At 67.6% G+C, this 26,312-nt stretch carries 25 protein-coding genes; 17 read left to right on the top strand and 8 right to left on the bottom strand.

What is annotated here, in order from left to right:
* Positions 1 to 15: 15 nt before the first annotated feature.
* Complete coding sequence (locus tag OU996_RS00750; protein WP_267583782.1) at positions 16 to 1,011, bottom strand: alpha/beta hydrolase; 996 nt, start codon at positions 1,009 to 1,011, stop codon at positions 16 to 18.
* A gap of 119 nt (positions 1,012 to 1,130) precedes the next feature.
* Here OU996_RS00750 and OU996_RS00745 point away from each other — a divergent pair, with 119 nt between their 5' ends.
* Positions 1,131 to 1,595, top strand: coding sequence for a secondary thiamine-phosphate synthase enzyme YjbQ (locus tag OU996_RS00745; RefSeq protein WP_267583781.1), 465 nt, complete (start codon positions 1,131 to 1,133; stop codon positions 1,593 to 1,595).
* A 24-nt stretch (positions 1,596 to 1,619) separates the two neighbouring features.
* Here the strand turns inward: OU996_RS00745 and OU996_RS00740 are convergent, their stop codons facing one another.
* Positions 1,620 to 3,317, bottom strand: a complete 1,698-nt coding sequence (locus OU996_RS00740; RefSeq protein WP_267583780.1) for a hypothetical protein — start codon at positions 3,315 to 3,317, stop codon at positions 1,620 to 1,622.
* 165 nt (positions 3,318 to 3,482) lie between these two features.
* On the opposite strand from OU996_RS00740, the gene OU996_RS00735 reads away from it, so the two are divergent.
* The 4 genes from OU996_RS00735 to OU996_RS00720 are packed head-to-tail and all read left to right on the top strand — an operon-like array spanning position 3,483 to position 7,130.
* Positions 3,483 to 4,298 (top strand): class I SAM-dependent methyltransferase, encoded by an 816-nt coding sequence (locus OU996_RS00735; RefSeq protein ID WP_267583779.1) that lies wholly within the window; start codon positions 3,483 to 3,485, stop codon positions 4,296 to 4,298.
* Between the two features lie 5 nt (positions 4,299 to 4,303).
* A complete protein-coding gene (locus OU996_RS00730; RefSeq protein ID WP_267583778.1) occupies positions 4,304 to 5,509 on the top strand; it encodes a glycosyltransferase family 4 protein in 1,206 nt (401 codons plus the stop codon).
* Between the two features lie 50 nt (positions 5,510 to 5,559).
* Positions 5,560 to 6,408: a class I SAM-dependent methyltransferase gene (locus tag OU996_RS00725; protein WP_267583777.1), complete on the top strand. Its 849-nt coding sequence runs from the start codon at positions 5,560 to 5,562 to the stop codon at positions 6,406 to 6,408.
* A complete protein-coding gene (locus tag OU996_RS00720) occupies positions 6,405 to 7,130 on the top strand; it encodes a class I SAM-dependent methyltransferase (RefSeq protein ID WP_267583776.1) in 726 nt (241 codons plus the stop codon). The genes OU996_RS00725 and OU996_RS00720 overlap by 4 nt, the downstream gene beginning before the upstream one ends.
* Positions 7,131 to 7,137: 7 nt before the next feature.
* Here OU996_RS00720 and OU996_RS00715 read toward each other — a convergent pair whose 3' ends face one another.
* From OU996_RS00715 to OU996_RS00695, 5 genes are all read right to left on the bottom strand, one after another.
* On the bottom strand, positions 7,138 to 7,821 hold the full coding sequence (locus OU996_RS00715) for a class I SAM-dependent methyltransferase (protein WP_267583775.1): 684 nt from the start codon (positions 7,819 to 7,821) through the stop codon (positions 7,138 to 7,140).
* A 10-nt stretch (positions 7,822 to 7,831) separates the two neighbouring features.
* Positions 7,832 to 8,725, bottom strand: a complete 894-nt coding sequence (locus OU996_RS00710) for a class I SAM-dependent methyltransferase (RefSeq protein WP_267583774.1) — start codon at positions 8,723 to 8,725, stop codon at positions 7,832 to 7,834.
* Positions 8,722 to 9,489 carry a class I SAM-dependent methyltransferase gene (locus OU996_RS00705; RefSeq protein ID WP_267583773.1) on the bottom strand — a complete coding sequence of 256 codons (768 nt, stop codon included), beginning with the start codon at positions 9,487 to 9,489 and terminating at the stop codon, positions 8,722 to 8,724. Before OU996_RS00705 ends, OU996_RS00710 begins: the two co-directional genes overlap by 4 nt.
* A 27-nt stretch (positions 9,490 to 9,516) precedes the next feature.
* Positions 9,517 to 10,518 (bottom strand): glycosyltransferase family 2 protein, encoded by a 1,002-nt coding sequence (locus OU996_RS00700; RefSeq protein ID WP_267583772.1) that lies wholly within the window; start codon positions 10,516 to 10,518, stop codon positions 9,517 to 9,519.
* Between the two features lie 121 nt (positions 10,519 to 10,639).
* Entirely contained in the window at positions 10,640 to 11,659 is a 1,020-nt protein-coding gene (locus tag OU996_RS00695) for a lysylphosphatidylglycerol synthase transmembrane domain-containing protein (RefSeq protein WP_267583771.1), read from the bottom strand.
* Positions 11,660 to 11,807: 148 nt separating this feature from the next.
* On the opposite strand from OU996_RS00695, the gene asnB reads away from it, so the two are divergent.
* The 4 genes from asnB (at position 11,808) to OU996_RS00675 (ending at position 16,304) form a co-directional block, all read left to right on the top strand.
* Positions 11,808 to 13,673, top strand: coding sequence for an asparagine synthase (glutamine-hydrolyzing) (gene asnB / locus OU996_RS00690; protein ID WP_267583770.1), 1,866 nt, complete (start codon positions 11,808 to 11,810; stop codon positions 13,671 to 13,673).
* Between the two features lie 377 nt (positions 13,674 to 14,050).
* A complete protein-coding gene (locus OU996_RS00685) occupies positions 14,051 to 14,713 on the top strand; it encodes a response regulator transcription factor (protein ID WP_267583769.1) in 663 nt (220 codons plus the stop codon).
* A 50-nt stretch (positions 14,714 to 14,763) separates the two neighbouring features.
* Positions 14,764 to 15,942, top strand: a complete 1,179-nt coding sequence (locus OU996_RS00680; RefSeq protein WP_267583768.1) for a GAF domain-containing sensor histidine kinase — start codon at positions 14,764 to 14,766, stop codon at positions 15,940 to 15,942.
* Between the two features lie 14 nt (positions 15,943 to 15,956).
* Complete coding sequence (locus OU996_RS00675; RefSeq protein WP_267583767.1) at positions 15,957 to 16,304, top strand: DUF3088 domain-containing protein; 348 nt, start codon at positions 15,957 to 15,959, stop codon at positions 16,302 to 16,304.
* Between the two features lie 15 nt (positions 16,305 to 16,319).
* Here the strand turns inward: OU996_RS00675 and OU996_RS00670 are convergent, their stop codons facing one another.
* Complete coding sequence (locus OU996_RS00670) at positions 16,320 to 19,895, bottom strand: PAS domain-containing hybrid sensor histidine kinase/response regulator (protein WP_267583766.1); 3,576 nt, start codon at positions 19,893 to 19,895, stop codon at positions 16,320 to 16,322.
* A gap of 230 nt (positions 19,896 to 20,125) precedes the next feature.
* Here OU996_RS00670 and OU996_RS00665 point away from each other — a divergent pair, with 230 nt between their 5' ends.
* The 8 genes from OU996_RS00665 to OU996_RS00630 all read left to right on the top strand — a co-directional run bounded on the left by OU996_RS00665 (position 20,126) and on the right by OU996_RS00630 (position 26,229).
* On the top strand, positions 20,126 to 20,308 hold the full coding sequence (locus OU996_RS00665; RefSeq protein WP_267583765.1) for a hypothetical protein: 183 nt from the start codon (positions 20,126 to 20,128) through the stop codon (positions 20,306 to 20,308).
* Positions 20,309 to 20,522: 214 nt separating this feature from the next.
* Positions 20,523 to 20,897 (top strand): hypothetical protein, encoded by a 375-nt coding sequence (locus tag OU996_RS00660; RefSeq protein ID WP_267583764.1) that lies wholly within the window; start codon positions 20,523 to 20,525, stop codon positions 20,895 to 20,897.
* Positions 20,898 to 21,000: 103 nt separating this feature from the next.
* Entirely contained in the window at positions 21,001 to 21,423 is a 423-nt protein-coding gene (mscL, locus tag OU996_RS00655; RefSeq protein ID WP_267585540.1) for a large conductance mechanosensitive channel protein MscL, read from the top strand.
* Between the two features lie 288 nt (positions 21,424 to 21,711).
* Positions 21,712 to 22,668, top strand: coding sequence for a heme-dependent oxidative N-demethylase family protein (locus tag OU996_RS00650; protein ID WP_267583763.1), 957 nt, complete (start codon positions 21,712 to 21,714; stop codon positions 22,666 to 22,668).
* A 28-nt stretch (positions 22,669 to 22,696) separates the two neighbouring features.
* On the top strand, positions 22,697 to 23,194 hold the full coding sequence (locus tag OU996_RS00645; protein ID WP_267583762.1) for a DUF6790 family protein: 498 nt from the start codon (positions 22,697 to 22,699) through the stop codon (positions 23,192 to 23,194).
* 70 nt (positions 23,195 to 23,264) lie between these two features.
* Positions 23,265 to 24,635 (top strand): ABC1 kinase family protein, encoded by a 1,371-nt coding sequence (locus OU996_RS00640; RefSeq protein WP_267585539.1) that lies wholly within the window; start codon positions 23,265 to 23,267, stop codon positions 24,633 to 24,635.
* Positions 24,636 to 24,770: 135 nt separating this feature from the next.
* Positions 24,771 to 25,064, top strand: coding sequence for an aa3-type cytochrome c oxidase subunit IV (locus OU996_RS00635; RefSeq protein ID WP_267583761.1), 294 nt, complete (start codon positions 24,771 to 24,773; stop codon positions 25,062 to 25,064).
* Between the two features lie 7 nt (positions 25,065 to 25,071).
* The gene (locus OU996_RS00630; RefSeq protein WP_267583760.1) at positions 25,072 to 26,229 is read left to right on the top strand and encodes a Re/Si-specific NAD(P)(+) transhydrogenase subunit alpha; all 1,158 of its coding nucleotides are present in this window, start codon (positions 25,072 to 25,074) and stop codon (positions 26,227 to 26,229) included.
* The last annotated feature ends 83 nt before the right edge of the window (positions 26,230 to 26,312 follow it).

Genomic DNA, 26,312 nt, shown 5'->3' with positions numbered 1-26,312 from the left:
ACCCTGTCGTCCCGCTCAGCAGGCGCTGATGAAGGCGTGGCTGCGGGCCAGCGCCTGATCAGCCAGCGTGCCGGGAAAGCCGATGAACACATGGCAGCCGCCGGGATAGACGGCGAGCTCGGCCGCATTGCCCGCCGCCAGCCAGCGCGGCGCGAGGAACAGCGTGTCGTCGAGCAATGCGTCGCGCGTGCCCACCGTGAACAGCGCCGGCGGCAGGCCTTTGAGATCGGCGTGCAGCGGGGAGATGTCGGGGTCGGCGATGTCGCCGCCCTCGCGCAGATAATGCCCGACAAACACGTTGATATCGCGGGTGTTGAGCACCAGGGGCTCGTCGCCCCACTGCCGCGCGCTCGGCGTCAGGCCGAGGTCGTAGCAGCCCGCGGTGAGATTGGCGGCGCGGAAGGGGGTGAGCCCGTGCCGGTCGCGCAGCCTGAGCAGCGTGGCGACCGCGAGGTTCCCGCCGGCCGATTCGCCGCCAATGGCGAAGCGCTCGGTGCTGAAGCGCCCCGGGCCCTCGCGCACCAGCCAGAGCGCGGCCGCCTCGCAATCATCCGGCGCCGCCGGCCAGGGCTGCTCGGGGGCGAGGCCGTAATCGACGGAGACCACGGCAAAGCCGGTGCGCTCGACGAAGCGGTGATTGATGCCGTCATTCTCCCGCGCCGAGCCGAGGCACCAGCCGCCGCCATGGATGTGCAGATAGACGCCCTTGGGCGTCGTCGGCGGGGTGAGGATGCGCAGCGCCACCGGCCCGCGCTTGCCCTCGATCTCGATCACCTGCGCATAGGGGCTCTCCGGCGCGAGGGGGAACGGGCCCTTGCCCTCCAGCCGCAGCTTGCGCAGCATCGCCATGGGAAACACCCAGCGGTCCGGCACGGCGCCGAGCGCCTTGACGATGGCGGCATTGAGCGCGCGCGTATCGGGGGCGATGGCGGCCGGGTCGAACACCGACGGATCGAGCGTCAGCGCGGCGGCATTACGGGCCGTTTGGGTGTCGGCGAGGGCGGACGACATGAACGAGACGCGCTCCGTGAACGGGAGTGGATTGGGTCTGTCACCGGGGGCTGAACGGGCCTATCCAAACCCAGCCGGGCGCGTTCGTCCAGCTTACCCTAGGGCAAGGAGGTATCCCCATGAGCCGCATCCGCGCCGGCGAGATCCGCGAAACCCTTGTCACGCGCCGGGTCTCGACCGTTCTGAGTGTCGACACGAAGGGCCGCTCCTTCACCGAGGTGACGGGCGCGCTTAGCCAGTTTCTCGCCACGATTGGCGCCGGCGATGGAGAGGTGAGCCTGTTCTGCCGGCACACCTCGGCCTCACTCACCATCCAGGAGAATGCCAGCCCCGAGGTGCAGCTGGACCTTCTCACCGCGCTCGACCGGCTCGCTCCGGAACATGCCGGCTGGGTGCATGATCTCGAGGGGCCGGACGACATGCCCGCCCATGTGAAGAGCGTGCTCACCGGCATCCATCTCGCCATTCCCGTCATGGGCGGGCGCATGGCGCTCGGCACCTGGCAGGGCATCTACCTCATCGAGCACCGCGCGCGGGCGCATCGGCGCGACTTGGTGGTGGCGTTCGTCGGCGATGGCGGATGACGGTCGTTCCGCCAGCCTCGCGCCTCAGGGCGTCGGCGCCGCTTCCGGCCGCACATAGACCATGACGCCGCCGACTGTGATCTCCCGGTAGCCGGCCGCGCGCAGCGCATCGACATAGCGCTTCGCCCACACCTTCACGCGGGAAATCTCGGTGCCGTTGACGGCCCAGTCAAAGATGACCACCACCGGCGTCCTGGCGCTCAGCGTCTTCTCGATGGTCCGGTCGATCCAGCCGGGATCCGTCAGCAGGAAGCTGTCATCGGCATAATATTCGCGCAGCAGCATGCGCCGGTCGCTGATGAAAGCGAGGCCGGGGCAGAAGGGCAGGCAGACGATGCGCTCGCCCGGCGCGGAATGGGCCTCGATGAGGTTTTTCAGCTCGCCCAGCTGGGCCTTGTCCTCGGCGGGCACATAGCGCGTCTCGCCCGTCGCGATCGTGAAAGGCTGGTCGGCGCCGTAGGAGCGGGTGATCGCGCCGGTGCCGGGCAAAGTGAGGCCGATGCCGCCATAGACCGCCAGCGAGGCAATGATGACGAGCGCGACAAGCCAGCCGATCAGCCGCAGCCATAGTCGCCGCGCCCGGCCATAGCGCTGCCCGGTGAGAATATCGCCGCCGCTTACCTGCCAGGCGAAGATGGCCATCAGCGCGATATAGCCCGGCATGAAGTTCGCGACATGCGGCAGGTCCGGGCGGAACAGCATGTAATGGGGAAACGAGGCCAGCGGCACGACGAACAGCGCGGCGGCCAGCACCAGATGGTCGAAGACTCGCGCCGGTGAGGCGAGGGCGCGCAGGGCCGCCCCGCCGAGCTGGATCAGCACAAAGGCGGCGAGGCCGACCACCGGCGCATAGACCGCGAAGGCGTAGCCGGCGGCCTGCCAGGAGCCCTCCCAGATCGTCGCGACCGGCGGGCGCTGCATCAGGGTGCCCGCATCCGCTGGCACGGCATCCGGATTCGCTTCGGAACTCGGCAGCAGGAACTGCGCCATGGTGCGGGGATAGGCCAGCACATCGTCGACCATGAGGCCGAGATAACCGCCCTTGAGGGCCATGATGGCCACCGGCAGCAGCACGATCGCCAGCGTTCCGAGGGCGATAGCCGCCAGCCTCAGCAGGCGTTGGCGCCCCTGCACGATCCCGGTCAGCACCAGCAGGCCGATGAAGGGCAGGCTGAAGGCGTAGCCGAAGTCCGGCCGTATCAGGAAGGTGAGGGCCAGGGCGACCGCCGCCGGCACCACCTCCCGCCCCGACAGCGCGCGCCAATGCAGCGCCATGCCCGCGAGGGTGAAGAGATTGATGAGGGAGCAGAAGCCGTAGAACGCCGTCGGGGGAAAGTTCGGCACCAGCGCCGCCAGCAGGCCGGCAAGCACGCCGGCGATCCAGCTTTGGGTGACTCGATGAACCGCAGCGAAGACAAACGCTGCCGTCACCGCCATGAAGGCAAAGAACACCACTTGCGCCAGTAGAAAGCTCGGGCCGAACAGCGCAAACAGCCACTCGCCGATCTTGTACCAGAAAAGCCCGTAGCCGTAGCGGATATCGTGCGGCGATGTACCTGTGAGAAGTTCCTTGGCGACTTGCGCGAAGTTGCCATCGTCACCGATATTCAGTGAGTATCTAATGTATTGAGCATAATATGAATAAGAAAAAATAAGAATAAAGCAAAAGCCAATCACCGTAATGAGATTTTTGTGCACTATGGATCGATAATCACCGGGCATGTGGCCTACACACTTGTGATCCAGCGTCTATTTTCGTAATCAATACGAAATAAATTGTGAGTTGATAAAAGCAATTACGAAAAGCGCGGCAATCAAAAGATTGCCAATGATAATTCGGTTGTTTATGATTATTTCTGAAAATCGTCAAGTTTGTTGTTGTCGCTGATGCCGTTGAACACTCATTCCTCTCCGGGAGCCGGCGCGGGCTCCACGCACCGCTTTGGCTATGAGTGGGGCCATTACAGCGAGATGCGTCCGCTCTATGAGACGCAGTTCCGGCGCTGGACGCCGTTCATGGCGCCCGAGGATTGGGCGGGGAAGACCTTCATCGATGTCGGCTGCGGCATGGGCCGCAACAGCTACTGGCCGATGACCTATGGCGCGGCCGGCGGGCTCGCCATTGATCTCGACGAGAACAGCCTCGCCTCCGCCCGGCGCAACCTCGCCGGCTTCCCGACCCTCGCCGTGGAGCGCTGCAGCGCCTATGAGCTCGATGGGCGCTCAAGCTATGACATCGCCTTTTCCATCGGCGTCATTCATCATGTCGAGGATCCCGACCTCGCCCTCGCCAATATGGTGCGGTCGGTGAAACCGGGTGGCCTCGTGATGATCTGGGTCTATGGGCTGGAGAATAACCGCTGGATCGTCCACGGCTTCTCGCCCTTGCGGCGGCTTCTCTTCAGCCGCCTGCCGATCGGCGTGACGCATGCCCTCTCCGTCGTGCCGGCGGCGCTGCTCTGGCTGGCCTTGCGGCTGGGCCTGAGCCGGATCGAGTATTTCCGGCTGATCCGCCAGTTCGATTTCGCGCATCTGCGCTCCATCGTGTTCGACCAGATGCTGCCGGAGATCGCCCATTACTGGTCGCGCGAGGAGGTCGAGGCGCTCATGCGGCGCGCCGGGCTCGCGGATGTCGAATTGTCCTGGGTCAATGAAATGTCCTGGGCGGCAAAGGGGCGGCGGCCCGTCGGCGGGCCGGGTTGAGGCCGATGAGTCGCGAACCGGCTGCGCCCGCGGCGTCTTCCGGCGCGGCGCCGGAGCGTCTGCTGCTCATCAACCACGAATACCCGCCGATCGGCGGCGGTGCCGGCAATGCGACGGAAAATCTCGCGCGTGAGCTCGCCGCGCTCGGCGTTGGCGTGCGCGTCATCACCGCCCGCCATGGCGACCTGCCGGGGCGCGAGACTACGGCGGAGGGGGTGGAGATCATCCGCATTCCGGCCTTGCGCCGCCGGCGCGACCGCAGTTCCATCCTGGAAATGCTGAGCTTTCTCGCCAGTTCACTGGCTTACGTGCCGCTGCACGCGGCTCGCTGGCGACCTTCCGCCACCCTCGCCTTTTTCGGTCTGCCCGCCGGCCCGTCCGCCTGGCTGGCGCGGTGGGTGAGCGGGGCGCCCTATATCGTCTCGCTGCGCGGCGGCGACGTGCCGGGATTCCAGTATAGCGGCATCGGCGTCTATCACCGCCTCACCGGGCCGGTGATCGGTTTCCTGTGGCGGCGAGCGGCGGCGGTGGTCGCCAATAGCGAGGGTCTGGCGGACCTCGCGCGCCGCTTTGCGCCCGATATCGCCATCGCCCTCATCCCCAACGGGGTCGACGCCGGCCGCTTCGTGCCGGCGCCAGTCTCGGCGTCGGGGGAGGCGATGCGGCTGGTCATCGTCGGGCGCCTCGTTCACCAGAAGGGCATCGACAGCCTGCTCACCGCCATGGCGCGGGCCGGCGTGCCGCTCACCCTCGAGATCGTCGGCGATGGCGAGGCGCGGGCGGAGCTGGAGGCGCAGGCCGCCGCGCTCGGGCTCGCCGGGCGTGTCACTTTCACCGGCTGGCTCGACCGCGCGCATCTGCCGGCCGTCTATGCCGGGGCTGATCTCTTCGTCTTCCCCTCGCGCGACGAGGGCATGCCCAATGTCGTGCTGGAGGCGATGGCGGCGGGGCTGCCGGTCATTGGCAGCGACATTGCCGGCAATCGCGATCTCATCGTCCCGGAGGAGACGGGGCTGATCGTGCCTGTGGATGATCCCGACGCTCTGGCGCGGGCGCTGGCGCGGCTGCAGGGCGATCCGGCTCGCCGCCGGCTAATGGGCGCGGCCGGGCGCGCGCGGGTGGAAACACTTTTTTCCTGGCGCGAGGCCGCGCGGCGCTATTGCGCGCTGGCGAGCGGGATGTGTGCGGCGGCTGACGCCGCGCGCGATTGACAGGGCGGCGCCATGACGTCCAAGTGCAAAGCATATCAGGAGTAGGCCACGTGGGCGCCGAGTTGCACAATCGACAGGACCGCTCCCCGCAGGACCGCGCCATCGCCTTCGATTTCGGCGAGAACTGGAGCGATTATTCGCGCGACGTGCTCGATTCCGGGCGTCTCGACGCCGCCGCTGGCAGCATGGCGGAACTGATCGGCGCTGACGCCATTCGCGGCAAGCGCCTGTGCGATGTCGGCGCGGGCTCCGGCCTGTTCAGCCTCGCCGCCGCGCGTCTCGGCGCCGCCTCGGTGGTCGGCTTCGACATCAACGCCCGCGCGGTCGAGGTGGCCCGTGCCAATCTCCAGCGCCTCATTCCCGAAGCGGCCGGGACGGTCTCCTTCGTCCAGGGCTCGGCCCTCGATGGCGGCTTCATCGACGGTCTCGGCGACTTCGACACGGTCTATGCCTGGGGCTCGCTGCACCATACCGGGCAGATGTGGCCGGCGATCACCAATGCGAGCCGGCTCGTCGGCCCGGACGGCACCTTCGTGCTGGCGATCTATAACCGGCACTGGACCTCGCCGATCTGGACGCCGATCAAGATCCTCTACAATGTCGCGCCGCGTTTCCTGAAGTCGCTCGCCAATGTGCTGTTCGGCGGTCTGATCTATCTCGCCGTGCTGCTCAAGACGCGGTCCTCGCCGCTGCGCAAGGAGCGCGGCATGGATTTCTGGTACGACGTGATCGACTGGCTGGGCGGCTATCCCTACGAATATGCGGGAATCGCCGAGGTGCAGGCGCGGGTGGAAGCTCTCGGCTTTCGTCTGGAAAAGGTCGTTCCGCCGCGCGTGCCCACGGGCTGCAACGAGTTTGTGTTTCGCCGAGTTTTTCTTGCGCAGGGTGACGGAAAATGACTGAGGCGGTATCCGGTCCCGGCGATGTCGATTACGACCAGAACTGGGACACGCGCTGGAACGACATGCGCCGCTTCGGCCCGACAGGCCGGCATCTGCGCAACATCGTGCGCACCCTCATCGAGGATCTTCCCTATGAGACGATGCTGGATGTCGGCTGCGGCCAGGGCTCGATGCTGCAAAGCCTGATGCCGCTACGCCCTTCCGCGCGCTACACCGGCATCGACTTCTCCGAGGGCGCGCTGAAGGTTGCCCGCGAGCGCGCGCCGGGGGCGGAGTTCATGGCGTTCGACGTGCTCAACGGCACGCTCGACCGGCGCCATGATCTCGTTCTCTGCACCGATGTCGTCGAGCATATCGAGGACGACGTCACCGCCATCCGCAACATCGCGGCGATGACCGGCAAGTACCTGCTCGTCTCGACGCTTCAGGGCACGATGCGGCCTTACGAGTACAAGGTCGGGCACTACCGCAACTACGCGCATGGCGAGCTTCAGGCGAAGATCGAGGCCAATGGCCTCAAGGTCCGCCGCGTGGTGCAGTGGGGCTTTCCGTTCTTCTCGCCGCTCTACCGCGACCTGTTCCGCGCCACTGGCCTCGACGTGACGCAGGGCACCTACGGCCCCGTGCGCCGCCTGCTGTCGCTGGTGCTCTACGGTATTTTCAGCCTGAATTCCTGGCGCAAGGGCGACTACATCTTCGTGCTGGCCGAGCGGCCGTAAACGGGCGCTAGCGCACCCGCGCATGGCCCCAGAAATTGGGGTAGAGCGGCATCGGGAAGTAGTTGGACACGCGCAGGATGACGAGCCCGGTCCAGCCCAGCGTCTGGCGCACATGGTCGCGCTTGAACGCGGTGTCGAGGCTGTTGCGCTCGATGATGATCTCCGCGAAGCCGGCCCTGCGCAGCAGTCGCCGCAGGCTGCCATAGGTCTGCAGCGAGCAGTGCTCGGTGAACATCCAGCGCAGCTTTTCGCGGGTGAACAGGCGCAGCGCGATGATCCAGTAGGGCACGTCGATGACGATGTTCGGCGTCTGGAACACCAGCAGGCCGCCCGGCCGCAGAAGGGTTTTCACCTTCGCCATATAGCCGTCGATGTCCTTGATGTGCTCGATGACGTCGAACATGGTGATGACGTCGAACGTCCCGGCCTCGAACGGTAGGCGGTCGCCGTCATAGGCGGTGAGCCGCCCCTTCAGCGCGGGATAGGCGGCCTCGCCCTCGGTGATGGCCGCGGCATCGACATCGAGCCCGGCAATGTCCTCATAGCCACGGCGCCGCAGGTTCTCGAGGAAGCTGCCATGCCGGCAGCCAATGTCGAGCAGGCGGGCAGTGCGCGGCACGCCCAGCGTCTCGAAATAGGTGACGCAGGACGCCGTGTCGCCGCGCTCATGGGGAAGGCAAACGATCTCCATGGCCCGCCCTTCAGTTCCGCTTGCGCAAATGGAGGACGATCGGCGTCTCCCACCGCAGATGCCGCGCCGCCCACAGGACGAGATCGAGCGCGCCGACGCGGTGGATCAGCCGGGCGATCCGCTTCACGCTTCGCAGCGAGGCCCATTCGGAGAATTCGAGCGTGCGCAGCCGCCGCTCGAACACGTCCCATCCCCAGCCCAGAATCTCGATCTCGTCCCGGTGCGGGCGCAGCCAGGCTTCGATCTTGCGGTGCGACACCAGATTGAGCGTGTCGATATAGGCGGGATCGCGCCCGAGAGCGCGGACATAGAGCTTGGCCATGCCGGGGGGCATGTGCGGCAGCCAGGGCAGGCCGTAATGCCCCTCCCACCATGAGCCGTAATTCGGCACGACGAAGAGCAGGTGGCCGCCCGGCTTCAGCACGCGCAAAGATTCGCTGAGCACCGCCTGCGGGTCGCGCACATGCTCCAGCACGTTGGACGAATAGACGAGATCGAAGCTGGCGTCGGGATAGGGATTCTCCTCGCCGGCGGCGTCGAGGATCAGGTCGTCCGGCAGGCCGTAATGCGCCATCAGCGCGCGGGAGACGGCGAAGATGGAGCTGTACTCGGCCGAGCTCGGCTCGATGCCCCAGATGTCCAGCCCATGGGCGATGCGCCCGCGCGCCACCACGAGGCCGGTGCCGGACCCGACCTCGAGGATGCGCCTGCCGGCAAGATCGCCCGTGCGCCGCATCTCGGCGATCTGCTCATCGGCGCGCGAGGGCGAGAGCATGTCGGCGACCACGGTGTCCACCGGAATGCGGGTAACGCCGCCGGCAAAGCCCGTTTCGATATAGCCCTGCGCGAGGATCCGGCCGAGCGCGTCCCAGTCCGGCTCGCCGGGGCCCTGTGCCGCGCTCATGCCTGCGCCTGCTTCACGGCGCGCACCACGAAGATCGTCGCGCTCTTCATGCGGCCGAGCCGGTCCTGAATGCAGCTCGCCTCGAACCCGTTGCGCCGGAACAGATCGAGGATTTCCTCGATCGAATAGAAGGTCTTGTAGGGCGGGTAATACCAGTCATCGACCTGCGCCTGGATCGAGACATTGTCGTCGCGGCGGTTGATCTCCTGCCCGCGCAGCCGGCAGACCAGATTGGTCAGCCCGGCGAAGAAATCGAGCACCAGCGCCTTGCGGCGCGGCGTGTTCATGAAGCGCCGGCAGAAATGCCGCACGCCCTGATGCACCGGGGAGAGCCAGGTTTTCAGGTAAAGCCCGAGATAGACCGTACCGCCGGGCGCGGTGGCGCGCATCAGATTGTGCATCACCTTCATCGGGTCGGGCGCCATCATCGCGACGCCCCAGCACCAGACGAGATCGAAGTCGCGCAATTCGGGCGCCAGCGTCTGAAGATCCTGATGGTGGAAGCTGATATTGCCGCGCCCGAAGCGGGCGGCCTGCTCGCGCGCGGTGGCGAGACTGTCGGTCGACAGGTCCACCGCCGTCACCGTGTCGGCGAGTTCCGAGAGCACGACGCTGCAGATGCCATGCCCGCAGCCGGCATCGAGAGCGCGCCCGACCTGCCGCTCGGTGATCGTCTCGAGCATGTAGGCCTTGGTCTTCTCATAGATCGGCACATGCTTGGGCCAGAACTCGTCGTAGAATTCCTTGGTATCAAGATCGATCACGCCCATCCTCCCCGGCATCCCTGTTGTCTAGAAAATCGGCTCTTCCTGAGCAGGAAGGACCGGTGCGCGGTCGGGCTCGAAATTGAGTTTCGACTTGATCGGGTAGTGCGCCTCATGCTGGAGGCCGAAATAGACGCGGACCAGCAGCTCCGCCAGCAGCCCCATCAGCGTGCACATGACGCCGGTGATGAAGCTCAGCGTCACCAGCAGCGGCAGCGGTGTCTGCACGAGCGAAATCTCATGCGCGAATTTCAGATAGATCGCGTAGATCCCCGCCAGAACAGCGAGCACCATGAAGGCGAGGCCGATGAGGCCGAAGACGTAGATCGGCTTGGTCGCGTACTGGGTCAGGAACTTGACCACCATCAGGTCCAGCAGGACTTTCAGGATCCTGTTCAACCCGTATTTCGACTGGCCGAACCGGCGCGGATGGTGCGCCACCGGAATCTCGGTGATGCGCCCGCCCTGCCAATGGGCGTAGATCGGCACGAAGCGGTGCATCTCGCCATAGAGCCGGAAGCCCTGGAGAACCTCGCGGCGGTAGGCCTTCAGCGTGCAGCCATAGTCGCGCAGCTTCACGCCCGAGACCTTGGAGATCAGCCAGTTGGCGATGCGGCTGGGGAAGGTGCGGCGGACGAAATTGTCCTGCCGCGCCTGCCGCCAGCCGGACACGACGTCGTAGCCGTCGCTCAGCTTGGCGACCAGCCGCGCAATGTCCTTGGGGTCGTTCTGCAGGTCGCCGTCCATCGGGACGATGATCGCCCCGCGCGCATGGTCGATGCCCGCCATGGTGGCGGCGGTCTGCCCGAGATTGCGCCGAAAATTGATCACGCGCACCCGCGCATCGCCGGCGGCGACCGCGCTCAGCTTGGCTTCCGTGCCATCGCGCGAGCCATCATTGACGAAGATGACCTCGAACGGCTTGCCCAGCGCCTCAAGCGCCGGTTGCAGCGCCTGCCAGAGCGGGAAAATGTTCTCGTCCTCGTTGAAGACGGGGATGAGCACCGAAATATACACAGCCTCGCGCATCACCGGCGCCCCGTCCCGCAGAAGGCCGGCGCGCTGCCGGCGACGGCGCGGCGCGCCTGTACTTGCCGCAAGGTAATGGCAGATGCGGGCGGGTTGTTCATCCGGCCTTCCCCAGAGGCTGTCATCGCGGCGCGCGGCGGTCGCGCGCCAGAACAAGAAGATCGCATGACAGTCCGATACCCCCGAAGATGATCTGGACGCCAAGCAGCGCCAGGCCCAGAGCCAAAGCGGCTTCGGAGCCAACGCCGAACATGTCGAGCAGCCCGATCAGCGACGCTTCGCGTAACCCCAGCCCGGCCAGGGCGACCGGCGCCAGAAGAATGATGGTCAGGGCGCCGAGAACGACGCACCAGGCGAGGAAGCCCAGCTCGATACCCAGTCCACGCGCGAGCATCAACGTGCCCGCGACGGACAGAAATTGTGCGACCAGCCCCCATGCCAGCGACAGAAACACCAAGCCGGGACGTTTCACAAGGTCTTGCCAGTGTCTCAGGAAGTCGATCAGGTGGCGACCAAGTCGAGCCCGCCAGCCTGTTGTCGGGTCTTTCAGCACATAGGCAATGAGCGGTCGGAGCAGCCGCCGCGAGCCCATCATCGCGGCGACGGCGGCAAGGGCGCTGATGCCGATCAACGCCGCCAGCATGAGCCCGACGCCCTTGCCGAGCGGCAGGGCGGTGAGTCCCGCCAGCAGCATCACCAGCACGCTGGCAAGGCCCGTCACCTTGTCGAAGGTGACCGAGGAGGCGGCGCGGCTGAAGCCCGTGCCGGGCGCGCGCCCGAGGCGGAAGGCCTTCACCGCGTCACCGGCGAGCTGGCCCGGCAGCATCAGCGCATAGGCCTGCGCCAGCAGCGTGAAGCCGAGAAGCTGCCACAGGCTCCTCTGCGGCAGGAGGACGCGCAGCTTGGCGGCGTTGCTCAGGTGCACGAGAAAATACAGGCCGAGCGCGACAAGGCCATGAACCGGCTCGAGGCTCCCCAGCCGCGCCAGCGTGCCCGGCAGATCCACGGTCATCAGCAGGAGGACGAGGATGATGACGCTGACGGCGGCTTGTAAGCGCAGGAGCATGACGGGCCGCTTCAATGGATCGGACCAAGCGGCGGTCTGCGGACACTTTACGGCTCGCCCGCGCGCACTCGACACATGCTGAGTACCGCCATATGCGTGAGTCGGCAACGTGCGGTTACAGAGCGAAAGCCTACGCTGCGGGTGACACGCCGCGCCGTGGCGGTCTCATGGGGATCCGGTGCCCGGCGCGATTCGCGCCGGCATAGGGGGGTGGAGAGCGGGCATGTGTGGGATCGCCGGTTTTGTGGGGCCGGGCACGGGCGCGGACCTGCGCGCCATGACCGATGCGCTGCAGCACCGGGGACCGGATGACAGCGGCACCTATGAGGATCGCAGCCTGCCCGGCGCGCCGGTGCAACTGGGCTTCCGGCGCCTCGCCATCGTCGATCTGGAGGGCGGGCGCCAGCCGATGCAGACCGCCGACGGCGCGCTGGTCGTCGTCTTCAATGGCGAGATCTACAATCATATCGAGCTGCGCGCCGCGCTGGAGCAGAGCGGCCACCGGTTCGAGACCGACCATTCCGACACCGAGGTGCTGCTCCATGGCTATCGCCAGTGGGGGGAGGGGCTGGTCGAGCGCCTGAGCGGCATGTTTGCCTTCTGCCTCTATGACCGCCGGGCCGGGCGCCTGCTGCTGGCACGCGATCATTTCGGCAAGAAGCCGCTGTTCTATGCCCGCACGCGGGAGGGGTTCGTCTTCGCCTCGGAGGCGACGGCGCTGCTGCGGCATCCCTCGGTGTCCACGGACATCGATGCCGAGGCGGTGCTGAAATATTTCGCCTATGGCTTCGTGCCGGCGCCCCGCTCGATCTACCGCGACATCGCCAAGCTGCCGGGCGGCTGCCTGATGAGTGTGGATCTCGCCACCGGGCAGATGCAGACCCGCCGCTATTGGGAATACCGCATGGCGGTGGACGATCCCCCGCCGGGTAGCATCGAGGATTGGGCCGAGGAACTGCGCCATCTGCTCGGCCAGGCCGTCGAGCGCCGCCTCGCCGCCGATGTGCCGCTCGGCTTCTTCCTCTCGGGCGGCATCGACAGCACGGCGGTGGTCGCGCTGGCGGCCGCGCGCCGCGATCCGGCGAGCATGAAGACCTACACGATCGGCTTCAACGAGCCGAGCTATGATGAATCGGCCATCGCCGCCGCCATGGCCCGCCATTACGGCACCGACCATCACAGTACGACGCTGGACCTCGATCTGGCGGCGCGGATGATGCCGCAGCTGCTGCGCGGGCTGGACGATCCCATCGCCGATGCCTCGATCCTGCCGACCCATCTCCTGTGCGGCTTTGCCCGGCGGGACGTGACGGTCGCGCTTAGCGGCGACGGGGGCGACGAGCTGTTCGCCGGCTACGACACCTTCGCCGCCCTGCGCACCGCGCGGGCCTACCACCGCCTCGTGCCCGGCTGGGCGCATCGCGGCATCAGCGCCGCCGCCGAGTATCTGCCGCGCTCGGACGCCAATATGAGCCTCGATTTCAAGATCCGTCGGGCGCTGCGCGGGCTCGGCCATGCGCCGGCGCACTGGATGCCGTCCTGGCTCGGCCCGGCCAGCCTCGAGGACATGGCGCGCCTGTTCGGCGCCACGCTCGATCCGCACGCGCTCTATGAGGAGGCGGAGGCGCTGTGGGCGAGCGGCGCCAGCCCGCACGATGTCGACCGCTCGCTGGAATATTACGGCCGCTTCTATCTGGGCGAGAACCTGCTCATCAAGGCCGACCGCGCCAGCATGCTGGCCTCGCTCGAGGTGCGCTCGCCCTTCCTCGACCGCGATCTCGTCGCCTTCGCCACCCGCCTGCCGGCCTCGGTGAAGATGCGGGGCGGGGTGCGCAAATGGATCCTCAAAAAGGCCATGGCGCCGCTCGTGCCCGCGCAGATCCTCGACCGGCCGAAGAAGGGCTTCGGCATTCCGGTCTCGCGCTGGCTGCGCCACATGGAGCTGCCCTCGCCCGACGCCAGCGCCCGCCTCGGGCTCGATCACGCGACGCTGGAAGGCTACTGGAGCGACCACCGCAAGGGCCGGGCCGACCATCGGGGTCTGCTTTGGGCCGCCGTCGTGCTCGCCACCATGCTGGACCGGCCCTGACGCGAGGCTAGCGACGGGCTGTCTCGATCCTTACCCGCCTCAGGGCGCCCCGCCGCCTCCGGCCGCACATAGACCGTCACATGATCAACGGTGATCGCCCGGTAACCCGCCGCCCGGTCGGCTCGGCTGCGTTATGGGAGAGCCGTGGCGCGCGATGGGCGGGGCGGTGACGGCCTTGTCGCGATGGATCGCCTGTACGGGGCGCATCGGCGCGAATTGGTTGTGGCGTTTGTCGGCGATGCTCACTAAACGTCGATGAAATGGGCTCCTGCACGCGACCCGCGCAAGACGGGCAAGGGCGGGGTCTGACCATGATCGCGGCGCGGCCTGCCGAGAGGGCGGGGCGCGCAGGTTGAAGGGGCCTCTGCGAAGTGGATATGACGACGAGTTTCCGGCTGGTGATCGCCGACGACCACCCGCTGTTCCGTGGCGCGCTGCGCGAGGCGGTGTGCCGCCAGTTTCCCACCGTCGAGCTGTTCGAGGCTGGCGGCTTCGAGGATCTTCAGGGTCTTCTGGAGCGCGAGAGCGACATCGACCTCGTGCTGCTCGATCTCTCCATGCCCGGCGTGCGCGGCTTTTCCGGCCTGATGTATTTGCGCGCGCAGTATCCCGGCGTGCCGGTGGTGGTGGTTTCCGCCCATGAGGAGGCCGGCGTCATCCGCTCCTGCATGGAATTCGGCGCCTCCGGCTTCATCCCCAAGACCGCCTCGGTGGACACGATGCGCGCGGCGGTGGCCGCCGTGCTGGAGGGGCGCACCTGGACGCCGCCGGACATCGACCTGTCGGGCGCCACCGACAAGGAGGGGCAGGCCCTTGTCGCCCGCCTCGCCACCCTCACGCCGCAGCAGGTGCGGGTGCTGATGATGCTGTCCGAGGGGCTGCTCAACAAGCAGATCGCCTATGAGCTCGGCGTCTCCGAGGCCACGGTAAAGGCGCATGTCTCCGCCATCCTGCAGAAACTCGGCGTCGAGAGCCGCACCCAGGCGGTGATCGCCGCCGCCAAGATCGAAGGCGGCAACTGGGCGCAGGCGACCGGCTGAGGCCGCCGCGCCCGGCAAGGCATGGAACAGCGGCACGGAGAGTGGCCCCGATGACCATCGACGTGCAGGCTGGGATCGCGGCCATTCAGGCCGTGAGCGCCATTCCCGCGATCCTTCAGGTGGTGTGCGAGACCACCGGCCTCGGCTTCGCCGCCGTGGCCTGCGTGACTGAACAGCGCTGGGTGGCCGGGGCGGTGCGCGATGGCGTTGGCTTCGGCATGAAGCCGGGTGACGAGCTGCCCATCGACACCACCTTCTGCGACCGGGTGCGCCGCTCGCATGTCGAGGTGGTGTTCGACGACGCGGCGAACGACCCGGTCTATTGCAACGACCCGATCCCGAAGATGTACGGCATTGCCAGCTACATCTCGGTGCCGATCGTGCTGGCCGATGGCCGCTTCTTCGGCACGCTCTGCGCCCTCGACAGCCGCCCGGCGCCGCTGACCACGGGCCCCACCGTGCCGATGTTCCGGCTGTTCGCCCAGCTCATCGCCCGCCATGTCGAGGACCAGATGCTGCTGGTGGCAAGCCGGGCCGAGCTTGCCGTGCTGCACGAGACGAATGAACTGCGCGAGCAGTTCATCGCCGTGCTCGGCCATGATCTGCGCAGCCCCATCGCCGCCATCCAGAGCGGCGCCCGGCTGCTCCAGCGCGAGCCGCAGAGCGAGCGCGGGCGCGCGCTGCTCGACCTGTTCCACCAGACCACCCAGCGCATGGCGCGCCTCGTCGATGATCTGCTTGATCTGGCGCGCGGGCGGCTGGCCGGCGGGCTCGACCTCAGCCGCGATGCCGCCCGCCCGCTGGCGCCGACGCTGGACCAGGTGGTGGCCGAAACCCGCGCCGCCTCTCCCGACCGCGACATCCGCGCTGTCTGCACGGTCGAGAAGCCGGTGCCTGTGGACCATGCGCGCCTCGCCCAGCTGCTCTCCAACCTGCTCAACAACGCCGTCATCCACGGTGCCGCCGACCAGCCGATCGAGGTCCATGCCGAGCTCGACGCGGAGGGCGCCTTCCGCCTCAGCGTCGCCAATGGCGGCGCGCCGATCCCGGTGGATGTGCAGACGCAGCTTTTCCGGCCCTATTATCGCGGAAGGGGCGGCAACAATCAGGGCCTCGGCCTCGGCCTCTACATCGCCGCGCAGATCGCCCACGCCCATGGCGGCACGCTCACCGTTACCTCCGACGCGGCGGCGACCGTCTTCACCTTCCGCCTGCCGCTGGCGGGGTGAGGGGAGCGATGGCCATGGAACGTGACACGCTGGTCCTGCTCGCGCCGGGCTTCACCGATCCGGCCTATCCCGGCCAGACCTTCTATTGCTGGCACTGCGCGCTGCTGGAGGGGGTGCTGGCCTCCTTCCCCGAGCGTGCCGCGCGCCTCGATGTCCGGCGTGTCGCCTGGCCACGTCCCCGCCATCCGGTGATCGAGCTGGTGGGCGAGGCCAACCAGTCCCTGCCGCTGCTCGTCCTGGCGGCGGGCGCCGTCTCGCGGCACCAGACCGGCACGCATGAGGGGCGCGGCTTCATCAGCGACAAGGACGCCATCCTGGCCGCCCTCGCCGAGCGTCACGGCTTCCCCGACCCGCATCCTTGAGAGGGCCGTCCGCCTCTACTCCGCCGCTGCCCGCGTCGCCCGCCATTGGGCCAGCAAGGCGCGCAGGGCGGCGGGGCGGACGGGCTTGTTCAGCACCTCCATCTCGGTCTCGCGCGCGGTGTCGCGCACCTTCTTCGAGCGGTCGGCGGTGATGAGCACGGCGGGCAGGCCCTGATCGAGCTTCCAGCGCAGCTGCTTGGTGGCCTCGATGCCGTCGCCCTCGTCGAGATGGTAGTCGACCAGCAGCACGTCGGGCGCGATCTTCAGCTCGCGCAGCGTCGCCAGCGCCTCGGTGACGTCGGCCGCCTTCACCACCCGGCAGCCCCAGCCGGAGAGCAGCGTCTCCATGCCGTCGAGGATTGCCGGCTCATTGTCGATGCACAGCACGGTCAGCGCCTCCAGCGTCGCGGCCGGGGCGGCGCGGGGCAGGGAGCGCGGCAGCTCGGCGGGAATCGGCGGGGCCGAGGGCACCTCCACCGCGAAGGCGCTGCCGCGGCCGGGCGTCGAGGCCAGCGTGATCGGGTGGTCGAGCACGCGGGCGATGCGCTCGACGATGGAGAGGCCGAGCCCCAGCCCGCGCGCGGCCTTCGCGCCCTGGTCGAGCCGCTGGAATTCCTGGAAGATCACCTTCTGCTTGGCGGCGGGAATGCCGAGCCCGCTGTCCAGCACCTGGATGCGCAGCCGCCCGCGCCGGTGGCGCACGCCGATCAGCACCCGCCCGCGCGGGGTGTATTTGATCGCGTTGGAGACGAGGTTCTGCAACAGCCGCCGCAGCAGCCGCCGGTCCGAGCGCACCGCCGCCGAGCTCGCCACGAAGGTGAGGCGCAGCCCCTTCTCCTTGGCCAGCGGGGCGAATTCGAGCTCGAGCTGGCGGAAGATGTCGTCGAGCCGGAAGGCGCCGACCTCGGGCTTGAGCGCGCCGGCATCAAGGCGGGAAATGTCCAGGAGCGCGCCGAGGATCTCCTCCACCGCCTCGAGCGAGGCGTCGACATTGCGGGCGAGCCGCGAATCCTCGCCCGCCTGCGCCTGTTCGACGAGGCTCGTGGCGTAGAGCCGGGCGGCGTTGAGCGGCTGCAGGATGTCGTGGCTGGCGGCGGCGAGGAAGCGCGTCTTGGAGATGTTGGCCTCGTCGGCCTCGGATTTTGCCTGGGCGAGCTGGGTGTTGAGGTTCTCCAGCGCCTTGGTGCGCTCGCGCACCCGCCGCTCCAGCGTCTCGTTCGCCCGCTCCAGCGCCTCGGCGGCCTCCACCGTCGGGGTGATGTCGTTGAAGGTCACCACCACGCCGCCATCGGGCATGGTGTTGACGCGCACCTCCATCACCACGCCGCGCGGGGCGAGGCGCTCCTGGAAGGTGACGTTGCGCCGGGCGAAGCGGCCGAGCTTCTCGCGCACGATCTCCTCCACCGGCCCCGGCCCGAACACGCCGCTGGCGGCGTTGAAGCGGATCATCTCGTCCATGCCGACGCCGATGCGCACGATCTCCGGCGGCAGGTCGAGCATGTCGCCGAACTGCCGGTTCCAGCAGATGAGGCGCAGATCGCGGTCGAACACGGCGATGCCCTGGCGCACATGGTCGAGCGCGGTCTGCAGGATCTCGCGGTTGTACTGGATGGCGGCGGAGGCATCGTCCAGCAGCTTCAGCGCCGCCTTGGTGGAGACGGTGCGCTTCCGCAGCATCAGCGACAGCACGAGGCGCGAGGAGGCCGCGCCGATGGCCGAGGCGAGCAGATGCTCGGCATAGCGGATGAGCTGGAAATCCGCCTCGCGGTTCGGCTCCAGCGTCACCCCGCGCATGGCCGAGACGCTTTCGAAGGAGGCGCGGGTGCGCTCCTCGCCGAGATAGCGCGCCACCGTGCCGATCAGCTCGCCCACCGTCACCGGCGAGCGCCAGAGCCGGAAGCTCGGCGCCGAGGGCGCGCGGTCCGCCTCGACGAAGACGCTGGCCTGCAGCCGCTCGATCGGCCGGGGCTGGCGCGCCAGTGAGCCGATGAAGAAAAAGATGACGTTGACCGTCAGGCTCCACATCACGCCATGGGCGAGCGGCCCGGCATTCACCCCGAGCAGCGCCTGCGGGCGCAGCCAGCCGAGCCCGAACGGCCCCTCGGTCAGCAGCGCGCGGGTGAACAGGCCGGAATCGATGAGGCTCGGCAGCAGCAGCGTGTAGGCCCACAGCGCGATGCCGGCGGCGATGCCGGTGATGGCGCCGAGCGCCGTGCCGCGCCGCCAGATCAGCCCGAGCAGCAGCGCCGGGCCGAACTGCGCCACGGCGGCGAAGGACAGCAGGCCGATCTGCGCGAGCTGCGCCTCGCCGGTCAGCCGGTAATAGAGATAGGCCAGCAGCAGGATGGCGAAGATGGCGATGCGCCGCACGGTGAGCAGGCGCAGCCCCATATCGGTGAGCGCGCTGTCCTCGCCATAGGGGCGCGCCTCGCCGGGGCCCCCGCCGCGCCGCAGCAGCCCCGTTGCCTCCGCCCCGCGCCGCCCGCGCACCAAGAGCGGCATGAAGATGTCGTTGGACACCATCACCGCCAGCGCCACCGTCTCGACGATCACCATGGCGGTCGCCGCCGACAGGCCCCCGACAAAGGCCACCAGCGCCATCACCTTGGAGCCGGCCGAGAGCGGCAGCGTCAGCACATACATGTCGCCGTCGATGAAGCCGGGCGGGAAGGAGATCAGCCCGGCCACCGCGATGGGAATGACGAACAGGTTGATCAGCACGAGATAGAGCGGGAACAGCCACGCCGCCGTGCGGATCTCCGCTTCCGAGGTGTTCTCCACCACCGCGACATGGAACTGGCGCGGCAGCAGCAGGATGGCGAGCGCCGAGAGCAGCGTCATCACCGCCCAATTGCTGGCGGAAAACCCTTCCGTCAGCACCGGCAGCACGCCCTTTTCCGCGGCTCGCGCGAACAGGTCGAACGGCCCGGCGAACATCACGAAGGTGACGAACAGCCCGACCGCGAGAAAGCTCACCAGCTTGACGATGGATTCGGTCGCTACCGCCAGCATCAGCCCTTCCTGATGCTCGGTCGCGTCGATATGGCGGGTGCCGAACAGCACGGCGAACACCGCCATGGCGACCGCGATCATCAAGGCGAGGTCGCCGACCAGCGGGTAATGCAGGCCGAGCCCGTCGAAATCGCCGAGCAGGGCAACGAGCGAGGCCGACACCGCTTTCAGCTGCAGGGCGATATAGGGGAGCGAGCCAACGATCGCGACCACCGCCACCAGCGCGGCGACGCCCTGGCTCTTGCCGTAGCGCGCGGCGATGAAGTCGGCGATGGAGGTGATGTTCTGCGCCTTGGCGAGCCGCACCATGCGCAGCAGGAACGGCGCGCCGAGCGCGAAGACCAGCATCGGCCCGACATAGATGGTGAGGAAGTTCACCCCCTGCGTGGTGGCGAGCCCGACCGAGCCGAAGAAGGTCCAGGAGGTGCAATAGACCGCCAGCGACAGCGCATAGATGTAAGGCCGCCCCTTGCGCCCCCTCGGCACGCGCGCCACCCGCCGGTCGCCAAAGCTCGCCACCGCGAACAGGAAGCCGACATAGACGAGGGCGACGGTGATGATGACCCAGGCCTGAAGCATGGGGTCTCCGGCAAGAAGCGCAGCCGATGAGGCGCGAGGAACCTAAGCGCGATCTTTATGCGCCGGAGGGGAAGGGCGGGCAAGGAGGGGGCTCGGTCGTCGGTTGGCCCTTAAGGCAGCGCCTTTTGGTTTGTGAAATTGACTGCAGAAAATTCAGGCTCGATTCTTGATGCACATTTAATGCGGGCCGCGTTTTTGAGTGGTAGCCTAAGTGACGTCGGGAGCGAGCCATGACCCACGAAGAGCGAAACCGGGAAATTATCAAGGCGATCAAGGAAGTCACCGAGCGCGTCAACGTGTCGAAAAAGGCCGCACGTGATTTCCTGATCAAGGGCGGCATCTACACGAAGAAGGGCAAGCTTCGCGCTGAGTTCGGCGGTGAACCGTCGAAGAAGGACACTGAAGCTGCTTGAGCCGCCTCGCGACCTCTTTCGTGCTGGGCTATCACGGCTGCGACGAAGCGGTCGCGCGTCGTGCAGTACTGGAAGGCGTCGATCTCCTGCACAGCGATCAGGATTATGACTGACTAGGCCCGGGAGCCTATTTCTGGGAATCGGACCCAGTCCGTGCCCGCGAATGGGCAGATGAGAAGGTCTCGGCGGGGCGCGTTATACCAAGGCTGCGGTCGTGGGGGCGGTAATCGATCTTGGCAACTGTCTCGACTTGGTGTCCCGCGCCGATATCGAGCTCCTGCGATGGGCCTATGGATCGTTTGTTGAAACCCAGACGCATGCGGGGTTGTCGATCCCTGAAAACCGAAAATCCAAGTCCTCGGCGGATACAGACTGGCTTCTGCGCTTTCTCGATTGTGCCGTTATCAAGCACCTTCATAACCTGATGCAGGATGCCGAGAAGCCCGCCTTTGACACCGTGCGTGGCATGTTCGTCGAAGGAGGCAGGGCGTTTCCCGGTAGCGGCATCTATCGCAAGAGCCATGTGCAGATCGCGGTGCGTAATCCTGACTGCATCAAGGGTCTGTTCTTTCCGCTGCCGAGACCTTAGTCGAGACGGGCTCGCAGTCTTCTCCCCCACACTTGCCGCCGCCCGCATACCGCCCCACAATTGCGCGGGGAACCGTCGCGACGGAGGGCTGCGCGTGAGCACTATGTTGAAGGAATTCCGCGAATTCGCGGTGAAGGGCAATGTCGTCGATCTCGCCATCGGCGTGATCATCGGCGCGGCCTTCGGGCAGATCGTGTCGTCCATCGTCTCCGATCTGTTCATGCCGCTGGTGGGCGCGGTTGCCGGCGGGCTCGATTTCTCCAATCATTTTGTCGGCCTGTCCTCCAGCGTTACCGCCACGACATTGGCCGCTGCGCGCGAGCAGGGGGCGGTGTTCGCCTATGGCCATTTCCTCACCGTGGTCATCAACTTCCTCGTCATCGCGTGGATTCTGTTCCTGGTGGTGAAGGGCATCAACCGCCTGCGCCGCAACGCGCAGCACGAACTCCCGCCGCCGGCCCCGCCGACCAAGGAAGAACTCCTGCTGACCGAAATCCGCGATTTGCTCGCTCGCAGAACGCAGTGACGCGAGCCGCGCGTAAGCCGTAGGCGCACGCGCCGCGCGCACCTCAGGATGACGGCGTGCGGGGTGGGGAGCGGCGGCTCGTTCGGTCACCCACATCCCGCCGCCCGTCATGCTGAGGTGCCGCCCGACGGGCGGCGTTGAGGCACGCAGGCCGTCTCTGTCATCCGAGTTCGTCCGAAAGGGTGACTGCGATGCCGTCAAATTGGGCTGTCACGAAGCCTGCACAGCTTCTAATCTGAGGGGGATATGGACCGCGCGCCGGCCCGCCCCCTTTGAGACCTGTGCCCCATGAATATCGCCAGCCCCGCCGCCGATCTCGTGCCGGAAACCGCGCCTTATCTGCACGAGCCCTTCCCGCACACGCCGTTCGACGGCACGCGCAAGCCCTTCTCCATCGCGCTCGCCCCGCTCGATCTCGCCGAATGGATCGAGCCCGATGCCAAGCTCAGCCAGACACTCACCGAGCGCGCGGCGCTGATGCGGGACAAGCGCGATGTGGTGTTCCGCGCCGAAGAGGGGACGGAAGACGCGCAGCGCGAGACGCTGGAGCTGTTGGTGGAGCACCTCACCCAGCGCTTCCCCGACCAGTACCGGCTCGAGGGGCGCCGGCTCGACGTGCTGGCGACGGGGGCGAGCTTTGATCTCGACGACCCCGCGCGGCTCCCGCTCGACACCGCCAGCCACATCGTCTCCGACGATCTCGTCCTGCTCACGCCGAGCGAGGGCGGCTACCGGCTGGTGGCGGCGGCGTTGTGTTTCCCCTCGGCCTGGTCGCTGGCGGAGAAGTTCGGCCTCACCATGGACGGGGTGCATGAGAAGGTGCCGGGCTATCCGACCAAGCTCGCCCGCGTGATGAACCGCATCTTCGAGAATCTGAAGGTCGACCAGCCGGTGTGGCGGGTGAACTGGTCGATCTACCCCGACGCGGCGCTGCACCACCCCGAATCCAAGGAGCGCCCGCGCGCCTGGTTCGACGACCCCGCCAATCTGGCGCCGGAAGCCTTTGTCCGCGTCGAGCGCCAGACGCTGCGCCGCCTGCCGCAGACCGGGGCGCTGCTGTTCACCATCCGCATCCATGTCGACCCGTTCGACGCCTTCCGCCGCCACCCGGAAGGGCGCGCGCTCGCCGCCTCGCTGCGCGAGCAGATCCTCGGCCTCGACCCGGATCAGCTCGCCTATAAGGGGCTGACCGAGCATCGCGACGCCGTGGCGCGGGCACTGGAGATGATCGCCACAGCCGGCTAAGCTCACCCTTCCGTTAAGGGAGGGGCGCATGGTCTTCTGGTTTCCGCTGCTGTTCTGGGCCGCTGCCCTTCTGGTCGCCGGGGTGATGATCGGGCGCGGCCCGCGCCCCCTCACGCTCGCCCGCATCCTCGAACAATTGCTGCGCTGGATCCTGGTCTTCCCCGCCGGCCTCATGGGGCTATGGGCGTTCTCCGGCCATGTCTTCGTGCCCGATCAGGTGGCCGCCTCCATTGGCTGGGCGCCGAGCCCGTTCCAGTTCGAGGTCGGCATGGCCAATCTCGGCATCGGCCTTGCCGCGCTGATCGGCGCCTTCCTCGGCTCGCCGGGCTTTCGCGCGGCGGTCGGGGTGATGATGCTCGGCTTTCTCGGCGGGGCGGGCGTCGGCCACCTCGTCCAGATCAACGCCACCGGCGACATGGCCGCCGGCAATGCCGGACCGATCCTCTACACCGATTTCGCCACGCCGCTGGCGGTGCTCGGCCTCTTGCTGATCCAGCGCCTCCTGGTGCGCGTACCGAAGGCGTGATCCGCGTGACGTGATCTTTGCTTGCGTCCGGCCGGGCACGCCCTATCTGCTGGGCACCAGCGAGGCCCTCTTGTCCGATCATCCTGACACGCCCCACGACCGCGAAGGCAACCGCCTCGCCGCCCGCGCCGCCCGTTACGCCCGCGTCGGCACCCGCGTCGGCGGGGTCGCCGCGCGCATCGCCGGCACCCGCCTGTTCGGCCTCGACGACAAGACCGGCAACGCCGCCGCCCTCGCCGCGGCACTCGGCGGGCTGAAAGGGCCGATCATGAAGGTCGCCCAGCTCATGGCGACCATCCCCGACGCGCTGCCGCCGGAATATGCCGCCGAGCTCGCCACGCTGCAGAGCCAGGCGCCGCCCATGGGCTGGGCCTTCGTCAAGCGCCGCATGATGGCCGAGCTCGGGCCGGACTGGATGGCCCGCTTCAAGGAATTCGGCAAGGAGCCCGCCGCCGCCGCCTCGCTCGGCCAGGTGCACCGCGCGGTGAGCCTGGAAGGCGCCGCGCTCGCCTGCAAGCTGCAATACCCGGACATGCAGTCCGCCGTGGAGGCCGATCTGCGCCAGCTCGGCGTGGTGCTCGCCATTCATCGCCGCATGGACCCGGCGATCGACACGAGCGAGATCGCGCAGGAAATCGGCGCCCGCGTGCGCGAGGAGCTGGACTACAGGCGCGAGGCCGCCCATGCCGCGCTCTATGCGGAGATCCTCAAGGGCCACCCCATGGTGCGCGTGCCGGCCGTCCATCCCGCCCTCTCCACCGGCCGGCTGCTGACGATGGACTGGCTGGAGGGCCGGCGCATGCTCGATTTCGTCGATCATGGGCTTGAGGAGCGCAACCGCCTCGCGCGCGCCATGTTCACCGCCTGGTGGCTCCCCTTTGCCCGCTTCGGCGTCATCCATGGCGACCCGCATCTCGGCAATTACACCGTGTTCGAGGAGGAGGGGGCGCCCGCCGGCATCAACCTCCTGGATTATGGCTGCATCCGCATCTTCCCCCCGAGCTTCGTCGGCGCGGTGGTCGATCTCTATCGCGGCCTGCAGGCGGGCGACGAGGCGCGCATCGTCCACGCCTATGAGACCTGGGGCTTTCGCGGCCTCAAGCGCGATTTGATCGAGGTGCTCAACATCTGGGCCCGCTTCATCTATGGCCCGCTGCTCGATGACCGCGTGCGCACCATCGCCGACGGCGTCTCGCCCGGCGAGTACGGACGGCGCGAGGCCTTCCGCGTGCATCAGGCGCTGAAGGAAAAAGGCCCGGTGAAGGTGCCCCGCGAATTCGTCTTCATGGACCGCGCCGCCATCGGCCTTGGCGGGGTGTTCCTGCATCTGAAGGCCGAGATGAACTTCCACGCGCTGTTCGAGGAAGCCATTGCCGGCTTCGATGTGGAGGAGGTCGCCGCGCGTCAGGCCGCCGCGCTCGGCCGCGCCGGCCTCGCCTGAGGCCGTCTGTCCCACCCCCTCCGTCTCGCCGCACCTGCGCGGTTTTTGCCGGAGCCGCGACGGCAGGTGCCGTTGCCGCTGCCCCCGTCTTCCGCTAAAGCGGAGGACCACATCATTCTTTGGGAGGGGGTCGACATGGCCGATCACGGAGCGCCCGAATACGCCACCGCCACGGGCAACGACTATGGCGCGCATAAGGGCACCTACCACTTCTTCGTGAAGTTCACCCTGGTGAGCACTGTCGCCCTGTGCTGCTTCATGATCGCCTTCGCGATTGGCGGCGTGAACGGCCATTGGGGTCTGTTCACCCTCGGCACGCTGGCGTCCTGCGCCGTCGCCGCCATCGGCCTCGCCTCGGAGAACGGCCAGCCCAAGCTGCTGTTCGGCCTGCTCGGCCTGCTGCTCCTGACGCTGATCATCACCTCCTGAGCTGAACATGCGCATCACGATTGTCAAAGAGAGCTCTGCTGGGGAGCCACGGGTTTCGGCGTCTTTGGAGACGGTGAAGCGGTTTGTGGGTCTGGGTGCGGAGGTTGTGGTTGCGTCGGGGGCGGGTCTCGCTTCGGGCGTGAGCGATGCGGAGTTTTCCGGCGCCGGGGCGTCCATCGCGGCGGATAATGCGGCGGCGGTGTCCGGCGCGGATGTCGTGCTGGCGGTGCGCCGGCCGGAGGCGTCGGCGCTTGCGGGGCTGAAGCCCGGCGCGCTGGTGATCGCCATCGCCGACCCCTATGGCAATGAGGCGGCTCTTGCCGAGATCGCGGCGACGGGCGCGAGCCTGTTCGCCATGGAGCTGATGCCGCGCATCACCCGCGCGCAGGTGATGGACGTGCTGTCCTCGCAGGCGAACCTTGCCGGCTACCGCGCGGTGATCGACGCCTCGGCCGAGTTCGGCCGGGCCTTCCCGATGATGATGACGGCGGCCGGCACGGTGCCGGCGGCGCGCGTCTTCGTCATGGGCGCGGGCGTGGCCGGCCTTCAGGCGATCGCCACCGCCCGGCGCCTTGGCGCGGTGGTGTCGGCGACCGATGTGCGCCCGGCGGCGAAGGAACAGGTCGAGAGCCTCGGGGCGAAGTTCATCGCCGTCGAGGACGAGGAGTTCAAGCAGGCCGAGACGGCGGGCGGCTACGCCAAGCAGATGTCGGCGGAGTATCAGGCGAAGCAAGCGGCGCTCACCGCCAGCCACATCGCCAAGCAGGACATCGTCATCACCACGGCGCTGATCCCCGGCCGCCCGGCCCCCAAGCTCATCTCGGCCGAGATGGTCGCGGCGATGAAGGCGGGCTCGGTCATCATCGACCTCGCGGTGGAGCGCGGCGGCAATGTCGAAGGCAGCGTGCCGGGCGAAGTCGTGACGACGGACAATGGCGTCAAGATCGTCGGCCATCTCAACGTGCCCGGCCGTCTGGCGGCGACCGCCTCGCAGCTCTACGCCAAGAACCTCTACGCCTTCGTCGAGACGCTGATCGACAAGGGGTCGAAGGCCCTTGCCGTGAAGTGGGACGACGAGCTGGTGAAGGCGACGCTGCTGACCAAGGACGGGGCCATCGTGCACCCGAACTTCAAGCCGGCGGAGCCGGCGGCGAGCGCGGCGTAAGGACAGCGTCCTCCCGGCCGGCCGCAGGGCCGGGCCGGGATCGTCCCGCAACACCCGCGTCATCCCCCGGCTCAAGGCCGGGG

The sequence above is a fragment of the Ancylobacter sp. SL191 genome (genome assembly GCF_026625645.1).
GTDB lineage: Bacteria > Pseudomonadota > Alphaproteobacteria > Rhizobiales > Xanthobacteraceae > Ancylobacter.
The sequence above is the reverse complement of the archived record's forward strand: the minus strand, read 5'-3'. Positions and strand labels throughout refer to the sequence as shown.